The organism is Brevibacterium sp. OS20, from assembly GCF_056837565.1.
In genome coordinates, this window is record NZ_CM166367.1 from 1,005,721 (window position 1) to 1,017,364 (window position 11,644).

Annotated in this window: 11 protein-coding genes; 9 read left to right on the forward strand and 2 right to left on the reverse strand. The window is 66.9% G+C overall.

What is annotated here, in order from left to right:
• Nucleotides 1-15: 15 nt before the first annotated feature.
• From guaD to ACVZTU_RS04300, 6 genes are all read left to right on the forward strand, one after another.
• Nucleotides 16-1,299 (forward strand): guanine deaminase, encoded by a 1,284-nt coding sequence (guaD, locus tag ACVZTU_RS04275; protein ID WP_482401494.1) that lies wholly within the window; start codon nucleotides 16-18, stop codon nucleotides 1,297-1,299.
• 170 nt (nucleotides 1,300-1,469) lie between these two features.
• A complete protein-coding gene (locus ACVZTU_RS04280; protein WP_139469300.1) occupies nucleotides 1,470-2,294 on the forward strand; it encodes a hydroxypyruvate isomerase family protein in 825 nt (274 codons plus the stop codon).
• A gap of 35 nt (nucleotides 2,295-2,329) precedes the next feature.
• Nucleotides 2,330-3,217, forward strand: coding sequence for a 2-hydroxy-3-oxopropionate reductase (locus tag ACVZTU_RS04285; RefSeq protein ID WP_139469302.1), 888 nt, complete (start codon nucleotides 2,330-2,332; stop codon nucleotides 3,215-3,217).
• Between the two features lie 126 nt (nucleotides 3,218-3,343).
• Nucleotides 3,344-5,137, forward strand: a complete 1,794-nt coding sequence (gene gcl, locus ACVZTU_RS04290; RefSeq protein WP_482401495.1) for a glyoxylate carboligase — start codon at nucleotides 3,344-3,346, stop codon at nucleotides 5,135-5,137.
• A gap of 112 nt (nucleotides 5,138-5,249) precedes the next feature.
• On the forward strand, nucleotides 5,250-6,605 hold the full coding sequence (allB, locus tag ACVZTU_RS04295) for an allantoinase AllB (protein ID WP_482401496.1): 1,356 nt from the start codon (nucleotides 5,250-5,252) through the stop codon (nucleotides 6,603-6,605).
• Nucleotides 6,606-6,749: 144 nt separating this feature from the next.
• Nucleotides 6,750-7,739, forward strand: a complete 990-nt coding sequence (locus ACVZTU_RS04300) for a DUF559 domain-containing protein (RefSeq protein WP_181270991.1) — start codon at nucleotides 6,750-6,752, stop codon at nucleotides 7,737-7,739.
• Between the two features lie 92 nt (nucleotides 7,740-7,831).
• Here the strand turns inward: ACVZTU_RS04300 and bcp are convergent, their stop codons facing one another.
• Nucleotides 7,832-8,311: a thioredoxin-dependent thiol peroxidase gene (gene bcp, locus ACVZTU_RS04305; RefSeq protein ID WP_172174155.1), complete on the reverse strand. Its 480-nt coding sequence runs from the start codon at nucleotides 8,309-8,311 to the stop codon at nucleotides 7,832-7,834.
• Complete coding sequence (locus tag ACVZTU_RS04310; protein ID WP_482401497.1) at nucleotides 8,308-9,501, reverse strand: glycerate kinase; 1,194 nt, start codon at nucleotides 9,499-9,501, stop codon at nucleotides 8,308-8,310. The genes bcp and ACVZTU_RS04310 overlap by 4 nt, the downstream gene beginning before the upstream one ends.
• A gap of 199 nt (nucleotides 9,502-9,700) precedes the next feature.
• Between ACVZTU_RS04310 and uraD the strand changes: the two genes are divergently transcribed.
• The 3 genes from uraD to pucL all read left to right on the forward strand — a co-directional run bounded on the left by uraD (nucleotide 9,701) and on the right by pucL (nucleotide 11,552).
• Complete coding sequence (gene uraD / locus ACVZTU_RS04315; protein ID WP_139469311.1) at nucleotides 9,701-10,192, forward strand: 2-oxo-4-hydroxy-4-carboxy-5-ureidoimidazoline decarboxylase; 492 nt, start codon at nucleotides 9,701-9,703, stop codon at nucleotides 10,190-10,192.
• Entirely contained in the window at nucleotides 10,189-10,512 is a 324-nt protein-coding gene (gene uraH, locus ACVZTU_RS04320) for a hydroxyisourate hydrolase (RefSeq protein ID WP_172174149.1), read from the forward strand. Before uraD ends, uraH begins: the two co-directional genes overlap by 4 nt.
• A gap of 155 nt (nucleotides 10,513-10,667) precedes the next feature.
• Nucleotides 10,668-11,552: a factor-independent urate hydroxylase gene (gene pucL / locus ACVZTU_RS04325; protein WP_139469314.1), complete on the forward strand. Its 885-nt coding sequence runs from the start codon at nucleotides 10,668-10,670 to the stop codon at nucleotides 11,550-11,552.
• Nucleotides 11,553-11,644 lie beyond the last annotated feature (92 nt).

Here is an 11,644-nt window from a genome sequence, read left to right on the forward strand (position 1 = left end):
TCAAGGAGAACCACTGTGGTCATCTACCGTGCCCGCGTCTTCGATACGCCGGACAACCCATTCACCGGCGGCCGGCTGCGTTCGGCAGCCGATGTCGCCCTCGTCGTCGACGACGGACTCATCACCTCCCGCACCGACTTCGACTCCGCCCGGGCAGCGCACCCCGAGGCGCAAGTCGTCGACCTCCGCGACGATGTGCTCATCCCCGGACTCATCGACACCCACGTCCATCTGCCGCAGGTCAGGGCCATCGGCCATCTCGGGCGGCCGCTGCTCGACTGGCTCGACCAGTGCGCCCTGCCCGAAGAGGCGAAGCTCGGAGACCCCGCCTACGCGAAGGCGGTGGCCGGTGAATTCCTTACGGGACTGATCTCGGCGGGGACCACCTCGGCGATGGTCTTCGGTTCGCACTTCGCGGGCGCCATGGACACCTTCTTCGCCGCCGCTTCAGCATCGGGGCTGCGGATCACCTCCGGGCTGGTGACGAGCGACCGGAACCTGCCCGATGCGCTGCTCACCGACGTGGAGCGTTCGACCGAGGAGAGCCAAGCGCTCATCGACCGGTGGCACGGCAAGGGACGACTGCGCTACGCGGTGACCCCGCGATTCTCGTTCTCTGCGGGACCGGAGCTGCTGGCTGCCGGCGGCCGCCTCGTGGAGGAGAACCCGGGCGTCTGGGTGACCTCGCACCTGAACGAGAACGTCGATGAGATCTCCGGGGTCGCGCAGATCCACCCGGAGGCTCGTGATTATCTCGATACGTACGACCGGGCGGGACTCGTCGGCCGGCGCACCGTGCTCGCGCACAACGTCCACCCGCAGGATCGGGAACTGGCGCGGTTGGCCGAAGCCGGGTCGGTGGTCGCGCACTGCCCGACCTCGAACTCGGCTCTGGCCAGCGGCTTCTTCCCGCTGCGCCGGCACATCGAGGCCGGCGTCCGGGTGGCCCTGGGTTCGGACGTCGGAGCGGGCACCGGGTTCAACCTGCTCAAGGAGGGCGTGCAGTCATACTTCATGCAGCAGCTCGACCCGGCCGGGGGAGTGGCGCTGACCTCTGCGCATCTGCTGCACCTGGCGACCTCTGCCGGCGCCGAGGCGCTCGAGCTCGATGAGGTCGGGGTGCTCGGCGAGGGCAAGCGCTTCGACGCCGTGCTCATCCGCCCGGCCGAGGGCCAGCCCTTGGACGTCGGCATCCGCCACGCCGCCGACGACGGCGACGCCTTGGCGAAGATCTTCGCCATGGGCACCCCGGGCGACATCGCGGACGTCTGGGTCGACGGCGTCTCCCTCCACCCCTAATTGCTACCTGACGGCGGCCCAGCAACCTCGCGCGAGGTTGCTGGGCCGCCGTCAGGTAGTTCTGGGGGACAGGTCTTGACGGGAGCTCCAAGGGCGACTTATGCTGATTTCACGGAATGGAAACACACTTCCACAATACGGAAAACAGCGGCAACTCAAAGGAGAGCTCCATGTCCCAGAACTTCACCTCACCTGGCAGCTACGTCCTCAACTGCTCGACCCTGCTCACCGAACTGCCCGTTCTCGAGCGCGCGCAGGCCGCGAAGGACGCCGGTTTCGACGACGTCGAATTCTGGTGGCCCTTCGACGGGAACCCGAGCCCCACCTCGGCGGAGGTCGATGAGTTCATCGCCTCCCTCGAATCCGCAGGCGTCGCCCTCAAAGGCCTGAACTTCTGGGCCGGAAACATGGCAGCAGGCGATCGCGGAATGGTCTCGATCATCGGCGCCGAAGAGGACTTCGCGAAGAACGTCGACATCGTCGTCGACATCGGCCGCCGCACCGGCTGCCGCGCCTTCAACGCGCTCTACGGTCTGCGCACCGACGGACAGGACCCGGCCGCTCAGGACGCCACCGCCGCCGCCAACCTGGCGCTGGCCGCCGGCAAGGTCGCCGAAATCGGCGGATCCGTCCTCGTCGAACCCGTCTCCGGAGCCGAGGCCTACCCGCTCAAGCGCTACGCCGACGCCGCCGAGGTGGTCGCCCAGGTCCGCGCCGACGGACCCGAGAACATCGCCGTGCTCGCCGACTTCTACCACATGCACGTCAACGGCGACGACGTCGCGGTCGTCATCGAAGCCGAAGCCGCGAACTTCGGCCACATCCAGATCGCCGACGCCGACGGCCGCGGGGCACCGGGAACCGGGTCGCTGCCGCTGCGCCAGTGGATCGACCGCGCCTACGAGCTCGGCTACACCGGAGCCGTGGCGCTCGAATACAAACAGGACCGCGCGACCGCCTTCGACTGGCTCGACCGCGCCGCCCAGACCGCCTGAACATCACCACCGACGACTCGAAGGAAACCCCCACCATGTCCAAGACCATCGCTTTCATCGGACTCGGCATCATGGGCCTGCCCATGGCCAAGAACCTCGTAAACGCCGGATTCGACGTCCGCGGCTTCAACCGCACCCCGGCCAAGGCCGACGCCCTCGCCGAGGCGGGAGGCAGTGCCGCCGCCACCATCGCCGAGGCGGTGGACGGGGCCGACGTCATCATCACCATGGTTCCCGACTCACCCGACGTCGAAGCCGTGCTCACCGGCGACGACGGAATCCTCGCCCACGCGTCCGCCGGGGCCACCTGGATCGACTTCTCCACCATCCGCCCCGATGTCGCGAAGGACCTGGCCGAACAGGCCAAGGCCGCCGGCCTCAAACCGCTCGATGCCCCCGTCTCCGGAGGGGAGCCCGGAGCCATCGACGGTGTCCTCTCCGTCATGATCGGCGGCGACCAGGCCGACTTCGACGCCGTATCCGATGTCTTCGACGCCGTCGGGAAGACCATCGTCCTCGTCGGCCCCTCGGGAGCCGGCCAGACCGTCAAGGCCGCGAACCAGCTCATGGTCGCCGGCAATATCGGACTCCTCGCCGAAGCCGTCGTCTTCCTCGAAGCCTATGGAGTCGAAACGGGTGCGGCGCTGCAGGTCCTCGGCGGCGGGCTGGCCGGATCCAAGGTGCTCGACCAGAAGGGGCAGAAGATGCTCGACCGCTCCTTCGACCCCGGATTCCGGCTCGAACTCCACCACAAGGACATGGGCATCGTCACCGCCGCCGCCCGCGAGGCGGGAGTGGCGATCCCGCTCGGCGCCACGGTCGCCCAGCTCGTCGCCGCAACCGTGCAGCAGGGCAACGGAGGACTCGATCACTCGGGCCTCTTCACCGTCATCGAAGCCCTCTCCGGCAAGAACGAGAACTGAACGACCGCCTCGGCGAGGCCACACCAGCCGGGCGGGGTCGTCGGCCCAACGACACCAACGGTCCCGCCCAACCATGAACCGAGCCGGCGACAGCGTCGTCGCCGGCTCACGAACAAAGGACGAACAATGACACGCATGCGCGCAGTCGACGCCGTTGTGCTCATCCTCGAGAAGGAAGGTGCCACCGAGACCTTCGGGCTGCCGGGGGCGGCGATCAACCCGCTCTACTCAGCGATGAAGGCCCACGGCGGAATCCGCCACACCCTCGCCCGGCACGTCGAGGGAGCCTCCCACATGGCCGACGGATACACCCGTTCGGCACCGGGCAACATCGGAGTCTGCCTGGGCACCTCGGGCCCGGCAGGCACCGACATGATCACCGGACTCTACGCCGCGGCTGCAGACTCCCAGCCGATCCTGTGCATCACCGGCCAGGCACCCGTCGCCGTGCTCGACAAGGAGGACTTCCAGGCCGTCGACATCGCCTCGATCGCGAAGCCCGTGACGAAGATGGCCAAGACGGTGCTCGAAGCCGGGCAGGTGCCCGGTGTCTTCCAGACCGCGTTCCAGCTCATGCGCTCGGCGCGGCCCGGACCCGTGCTCATCGACCTGCCCATCGACGTGCAGCAGACCGAGATCGACTTCGACATCGACACCTACGAACCGCTGACCCCGGCCAAGCCCGCGGCCACCGCGGCGCAGGCGGAGAAGATCCTCGACCTCATCGCCGAGGCGGAGCACCCGATCATCATCGCCGGCGGTGGAATCATCAACGCCGACGCCGCCGCCAGGCTCGTCGAATTCGCCGAACTCACCTCCATCCCGGTCTCTCCGACCCTCATGGGCTGGGGCGTGATCCCCGATGACCACCCGTTGGCCGCGGGCATGGTCGGAATCCAGACGCACGTGCGCTACGGCAATGCGTCCTTCCTCGAATCCGATCTCGTCATCGGCATCGGCAACCGCTGGGCCAATCGCCACACCGGGAATCTGGATGTGTACCGCAAGGGTCGGAAATTCGTCCACATCGACGTCGAACCCACCCAGATCGGACGCGTCTTCGCCCCCGACTACGGAGTCGCCTCGGACGCCGGAGCCGCCCTCGATGCACTGCTGGCTGCCGCACGCTCTCGGTCGGGCGGGCTGCCGGACTTCACCGGTTGGGCCAGCGAATGCACGGCACGGAAGTCGACCGAGCACCGGAAGACGAACTTCACCGAGGTGCCGATCAAACCCCAGCGTGTCTACCAGGAGATGAACCAGGCCTTCGGCCGCGACGTCACCTACGTCTCGACGATCGGGCTCAGCCAGATCGCCGGCGCCCAGATGCTGCATGTCTACCGACCTCGGCACTGGATCAACGCGGGACAGGCCGGACCCCTGGGCTGGACCGGACCGGCCGCGCTCGGTGTGGCCAAGGGCAAGCCCGGCGAGACCGTCGTGGCGCTGTCGGGCGACTACGACTTCCAGTTCATGATCGAAGAGCTCGCCGTCGGTGCGCAGCACCAGATCCCCTATGTCCACGTCGTCGTCAACAACTCCTACCTCGGTCTCATCCGCCAGTCCCAGCGCGGGTTCGAGATGGACTACGAGGTGTCGCTGGCCTTCGAGAACATCAACACCGCCGGTTCCGCATCGTCCGGTTACGGCGTCGACCATGTGGCCGTCGCCCAAGGGCTCGGGTGCAAGGCGCTGCGGGTCGAGGACCCCGAACTCATCGGCGAAGGCCTGCGCGTGGCCAAGGAGCTCATGGATGAACACCAGGTGCCCGTGGTCGTCGAGGTCATCCTCGAACGCGTCACGAACATCTCGATGGGAACCGCCCTCGATCAGATCAACGAGTTCGAGACGCTCGCCCAGACCCCGGCCGACGCTCCGACGGCGCTGAGCCCGATGGGCGAACTGGCTGCAGCGAAATAGGCAGGGTCCAACCCGCCGGAGGGCTGGGCCGAACCGCCCGAGCCGAGTACGCTAGAACGGTATACCGAAACTGCATTCACCGGCCCCCAGGGGCGGGCGACCGAGGAGGAACATGAGCAACGACGCCGACTTCGACCTGATCATCCATGCCGAGAAGGCTCTGCTGCCCGAGGGCATCGAACCGGTGACGATCGGGGTCAGGGACGGGAAGATCGCCGAGATCGCCCGCGGTGGACAAGATCTGGGCACGGACGCCTCGGCGGAGGTGAAAGTCATCGAGATCGGGGATGATCAGGTGCTGCTGCCCGGTCTCGTCGACTCCCACGTCCACGTCAACGACCCCGGTCGCGCCGAGTGGGAGGGCTTCGCCAGCGCCACCCGCGCGGCCGCGGCCGGGGGAGTGACGACGATCGTCGACATGCCGCTGAACTCGCTGCCACCGACGGTCGACGTCGCAGCCCTGGAGACGAAACGGGCGGTCGCCGAGCCCAAGGCCTTCGTCGACGTCGGCTTCTGGGGCGGGGCGATCCCCGGCAACACCGCGGATCTGCGGCCCCTGCATGAGGCAGGAGTCTACGGGTTCAAATGCTTCCTCGAGGACTCCGGCGTCGAGGAATTCCCGCCGCTGGAACCGGCGGAGATGAAGGCGGACATGGCCGAGATCGCCTCCTTCGACGGAATGCTCATCGTCCATGCCGAGGACCACGAGGTGATGACCTCGGCACCGAAGAACTCGGGTCCGAAGTTCGCTGACTTCCTCGCCACGCGCCCCCGCGAGGCCGAGAACGTCGCGATCGCCCGCGTCATCGACGCTGCTCGGGAGACCGGTGCCCGGGCGCACATCCTGCACCTGTCCTCGGCGGATGCGCTCGATCAGATCGCTGCGGCCAAGGCCGAGGGCATCAAGCTCACCGTCGAGACCTGCCCGCACTACCTCGTCTTCACCGCCGAGGAGATCCCGGATGGGGCGACGACGCACAAGTGCTGCCCGCCGATCCGCGAGGAATCGAACCGGGAGGCGCTGTGGCAGGGCCTCATCGACGGCACGATCGACTGCATCGTCTCCGACCATTCGCCCTCGACGGCCGAGCTGAAGCTGCTCGACACGGGCGACTTCGGTGCGGCGTGGGGTGGGATCTCGTCGCTGCAGCTGGGACTCTCGCTCGTGTGGACCGAAGCCGCGAAGCGCGGAATCGAGCTCGCCGAGGTGGTCCGCTGGATGTCCGCGGCACCGGCGGCCGTGGCTCGGGTCGAAGGCAAGGGTTCGATCGCCGAAGGCAATGACGCGGACTTCGCCGTCTTCGCCCCCGACGACGAGTGGACCGTGCGGGCGACGGAGCTCTGGCATCGCAACCAGATCAGCGCCTACGACACCCGCACCGTCCGCGGTCGGGTCACGCAGACGGTGCTGCGCGGGGCCCCGGTCGACTTCGAGACCCCGGGAGGCCGCCTCCTCAAAGCCCGCTGATTTACTACCTGACGGCGGCCGTGCCACCTCGCGCGAGGTGGCACGGCCGCCGTCAGGTAGTTGTGGGGAGAAGTTATCCACAGATTGCTCTCGGTTATTGTCTTTTGAAGGTCAAGAGTGCAGTTTGGTGTCATGTACTTAAGTATGACGACGCAGAAGCTCTATCGGCTCGGGTTCACCAAAGACGAGATTCGGCGCGGGGAGAAGTGCTGCCTCGAACGCGTAGCGCGAGGACGGTATGTGGCCACCGGCTCCTGCACGGACGCGCGACATGAGCCGATCTGGTCGGCACTGAGTGAAGAGGACTTCGAGGAGTTCGGCCACCACGGCGACATGCGTGATGAGATCGAGCGTCTTCGCGTACTCATCCGGACTCGTGCTGAGAAGATCCACACCGCTTCTGGACGGTGGCGAGTGTCGAAGGGGCGTGAGGTCTTCTCGCATCTGTCGGCGGCGCTCATCCACGGCCTCCCGATCGCCTATCCGGCCGAGTCCAGGGTGGAGGTGCTGCGTCCCAACATCAGCCGCAAGTACAAGCACCTCTATGTCCGGGACAGAGAGGTTCCGTCACCACATCGCCAGATGGTCGGCATCTATGCGGTGACGACGATGGAACGGACGCTCATCGACGTCGCCCGCGACTACGGACCCGATATGTCGGTGCCGATGCTTGACGAGGTGATCCGCCGACGCCGCACCGCGCGATTCCGCATCGAGGCTGTGCTGGCCGAATGCCCCGAACTACGCGGGGACGCGGCGGTGCTGCGCGCCCTCGACCTCACTGATGGCAGGCGCGAAGCCCCGTCGGAGTCGATCGCAGCAGTGCGCTTCTTCGAACACGGAATCATCGGCTTCGAACCGCAAGTCGAATTCTTCGACCACTCCGGAGGCGTTGTCGCCCGAGTCGACTTCTGCAATCACGATGCCCGTCTGATCATCGAGATCGACGGCGTGGAGAAGTACACGATGAATGGACGTTCGCCGGAAGAGAGCATCGCCGCGGAGAAGGCGCGTCAGGCCGCACTCGAAGCCAGGGGGTACACGATCATCCGGCTCACATACGGCGATCTCTTCCGCGCGGCTCCGTTCGAGCGGATCCTCGGAGAGCTCGCCACCCGTCTGCGCACGAACTGAGTGCCCGGAAACGCTCCCAGACGCAGGTGGCGGCGGCGGTGCCACCTCGCGCGAGGTGGCACCGCCGCCGCCAGGTAGTAATTAGGGGGGGGTCAGGCGTTGAGCTCTTCGCGGAGGCGGGCCACGTGGCCGCGGGCGTCGACGTTGTACTCGGCGTGGGTGAGCGTGCCGTCGGCGCCGATGACGAAGGTCGAGCGCTGGGTGCCCTGGAACGTGTGCTCGCCGACCGTCTTCTGTCCATAGCTGCCGTAGGCCTTCGCCACCGCAGCACCCGGGTCGGAGAGCAGCGAGAAGGTCAGCCCCTCCTCGGCGGCGAACTCCTTGAGCGATTCGGTGTCATCGGGGGAGACCCCGAGGACCTCGAAGCCGGCGGCCGCCAGCGCCGAGAGGTTGTCCCGGAAGTCGCAGGCCTCCGTCGTGCACCCCGGCGATGCGGCCTTCGGGTAGAAGTAGAGGATGACGCTGCGGCCGGCATAGTCGGCCTTCGACACCGTCCGCCCCTCGGCGTCGGTGAGCGTGAAGTCGGGAGCGATATCTCCGACGGTGAGCTGAGTCTGAGTGGTCGTGGTCATGGTGCGTCCTTTCGTCGTTGAAATGGTGCGTCCAGCGGCGCGCTGAGTGCGCACGCCTGCGCGGCCGTGTCCTCGATGAGCGCTTCGGCGCGCTCGGACAGGGTGGTGAGGTCCGCCGGTCCCGGTGCGATCGACAGCGCCGCCGTGATCCCGGCATCCCGGCATTCCGCGGCGGTCAGGCCGACCCGACCGGCGATGACGATCACCCTCGCCGAGGCGGGGGCATGGTCCCGCACGGCCGCGACGACCTTCCCGCCCAAGGATTGGGAATCGAAGGACCCCTCTCCGGTGAGCACGAAATCAGCGCCGGCCAGGGCCTCGGACAGGCCCACGGCCTCGGCGACCATCGTCGATCCGGGAACCACCTCGGCGCCGAGCATCGTCGTCAGCGCCAACGGAATCCCGCCGGCAGCCCCAAATCCCGGAGTCGCCGCCAGGTCTTTCGCCTCGGCAGAGGTGCCGGTGAGCACCTCGGCCAAGTGGGCGAGTCCGGAATCGAGCACGGCCACCGAGTCCGCGTCCGCCCCTTTCTGCGGACCGAAGACCGCAGCGGCCCCGCGGGGCCCGGTGAGCGGATTGTCGACGTCGACGGCGATGCGCCACCGCACGGCCGTCGCCCGCCGGTCCAGCCCCGAGGTGTCGACCGCAGCGATCGCGGCCAGGCCGCCTCCGCCCGGGGCGACCGGCTGACCTGCGACATCGGTGAAGCGGGCGCCGAGGGCGGCCAATATTCCGGTCCCGCCGTCCGTGCTCGCCGAGCCGCCGATGCACAGCAGGATCTCCTCGACGCCGAGGTCGAGCGCCGCGGTCGCGATGAGCCCGACACCATAGGTGTCGGCGCGTTCGGGCCGCAGCTCCACGTCCGAGACCTGCGGCAGGCCATTGGCTTGGGCCGCCTCGATGACCGCGGTCTTTCCGTCGGGGGAGAGGCCGAAGTCCGCCGAGGCGGTCCTGCCCAGGGCATCGACCGTGTCGACGGTGCGCGGCCGGGTTCCCCAGACGGCGAGCAGGGCGTCGAGCGTGCCCTCCCCGCCGTCGGCGAAGGGCAGTTCGGTGACTCGTGCGCTGGGGAAGACTGCTCGAGCTCCGCGGGCCATGGCGGCTGCGGCGGCCGGAGCGGAGGCCGAACCCTTGAATGAGTCAGGGGCGCAGACGATTGACGGGGTCTGATCTGTCGTTGTCAGGCTCATGCACTCATTCAACCTCATCGTCGATGGCCGGGCGTGCGGCGGTTGCCACACGAACAGTATCCACTATACGGAAGAAAGTTTCCACAATAATGTGTGAGCAATTTGACATTGCCGATGACGCCCAGCAGACTCGGAGCAGTTGTTCGGAAATGGTATTCCGAACGGTGAAAGTCATTCAGCGCCTGCCAAGGAGGTCACCGTGGACCTGGCCGAGTTCAACCGACTCCCAGCCGATGATGCCCGCGGAATTCTGCGTCCCTGCCTCGACGTCGACCGGTGGATCGACGCGATCGTCGACGCCCGCCCCCTGGCCGACCTCGACTCCGCCGAGGCGGCGTCCCGCGCCGCCGCACCGCTGACCACCGCCGAGATCGACGCGGCGATGTCCCATCATCCGCGCATCGGTGAGAAGGCGAAGGGCGACAGCGCCGAGGCGGCCCATTCGAGCCGTGAGCAGGCCGGACTCGGCACCTTGGAAGCAGACGTGCAGTCCCAGCTGGCCGCGGGCAACGCCGCCTACGAAGACCGCTTCGACCGCGTCTTCCTCATCCGCGCCGCCGGTCGCACCCCTGAGGAGATCCTCTCCGAACTGCAGCGCCGCATGGACAACACCGACGAGGATGAGACCGCCGAGGTCGGGCAGCAGCTCATCCAGATCGCCGAACTGAGACTCGAAGGGATCCTCTCATGAGCTTCATCACCGCCCACGCGCTCGACTCCATGGTCGGCACCCCCGCCGCCGACCTCGAGGTCACTCTCTACTCCGGGGCCGAGACCATCGTCTCGGCCCGCACCGACGACAACGGGCGAGTCTCCGACTTCGGTCCCGACCACCTCGAGCCGGGGGACTACCGGATCGTCTTCGGCACCGGCGACTACTTCGCGGCCAGGGAGATCGATCACTTCCACCCCGTGGTCACCATCGACTTCACCGTCCAGGCCGGGCAGGAGCACTATCACATTCCCCTGCTGCTCAGCCCCTTCGCCTACAGCACCTACCGCGGCAGCTGAGCCGCGCCCGCAATCGCTCACAGGGGAAGCAGGCCCCCTGCAGGATCGCCATCCTCAACAAACCGCCGAAGCCGACCGGGAACTGCCGGCAGGCCTCGCCAATCGAATGGTCACGGCGTGTGCAGGTGCGCACGCCGACGAACTGGAGGAAGAAAATGAGCAAGGTCCGACTGACATCGAACCAGTACGGCAAGGCGGAAAACCGACTCATGCGGGTCTACCGCGACACCGACCGCCACGAGATCCGCGATCTCAATGTCACCTCACAGCTGTGGGGCGACTTCGAGACCGCTCACACCGAAGGCAACAACGAGCACGTCGTCGCCACCGACACCCAGAAGAACACGGTCTTCGCGAAGGCCAAGGAGTTGGGCGTGAGCTCGCCCGAACAGTTCCTCATAGGCCTGGCCGACCATTTCACCTCAAGCTTCGACTGGGTCACCGGCGGACGCTGGGAAGCCGAAGAATACGGCTGGGACCGGATCAACGACCACAAGCACTCGTTCTACAAGTCCGCTCCCGAGGTCCGCACCGTCGTCTTCACCCGAGACGGCGACAAGGACACGCTGATCTCCGGCTTCAACGGACTCACCGTGCTCAAGACCACGGAGTCGGGCTTCGTCGGCTACCCGAAGGACAAGTACACGACCCTGCCGGAGACCCAGGACCGCATCCTCGCGACCGATATCGCCACCCGGTGGATCTACAACACCACCGACCTCGACTTCGAAGCCGTGTACACCAAGGTCAAGGAGATCATCCTCGACTCCTTCACCGATCACTTCTCCCACGCCCTGCAGCACACGCTGTACCAGATGGGCGAGAAGGTCATCGAGGCTGTGCCGGAGATCGACGAGATCCGCTTCTCCTGCCCGAACAAGCACCACTTCCTCTATGACATCGAACGTTTCGGGCTCGAGAACCCGAACGAGGTCTTCATCGTCGCCGACCGCCCCTACGGCCTCATCGAAGCCACCTTCACCCGTGAAGGCGTCGACGAGAACAAGGACGCATGGGCACAGGTCGCCGGCTTCTGCTGAGATCTGAACATCACCTGCTGAGACAGGACTTTCCATCTCCGGGCTCCCGGGGTACTGTTCCGGGAGCCCGGACCCCGTGAGAAGGAAACCCC

Bases quoted from the DNA above. Each gene is read 5' to 3' on its own strand.
- ACVZTU_RS04280 (WP_139469300.1), top strand. From the start codon at position 1,470: ATGTCCCAGAACTTCACCTCACCTGGCAGCTACGTCCTCAACTGCTCG.
- ACVZTU_RS04285 (WP_139469302.1), top strand. From the start codon at position 2,330: ATGTCCAAGACCATCGCTTTCATCGGACTCGGCATCATGGGCCTGCCC.
- gcl (WP_482401495.1), top strand. From the start codon at position 3,344: ATGACACGCATGCGCGCAGTCGACGCCGTTGTGCTCATCCTCGAGAAG.
- allB (WP_482401496.1), top strand. From the start codon at position 5,250: ATGAGCAACGACGCCGACTTCGACCTGATCATCCATGCCGAGAAGGCT.
- ACVZTU_RS04300 (WP_181270991.1), top strand. From the start codon at position 6,750: ATGACGACGCAGAAGCTCTATCGGCTCGGGTTCACCAAAGACGAGATT.
- bcp (WP_172174155.1), bottom strand. From the start codon at position 8,311: ATGACCACGACCACTCAGACTCAGCTCACCGTCGGAGATATCGCTCCC.
- ACVZTU_RS04310 (WP_482401497.1), bottom strand. From the start codon at position 9,501: ATGAGCCTGACAACGACAGATCAGACCCCGTCAATCGTCTGCGCCCCT.
- uraH (WP_172174149.1), top strand. From the start codon at position 10,189: ATGAGCTTCATCACCGCCCACGCGCTCGACTCCATGGTCGGCACCCCC.
- pucL (WP_139469314.1), top strand. From the start codon at position 10,668: ATGAGCAAGGTCCGACTGACATCGAACCAGTACGGCAAGGCGGAAAAC.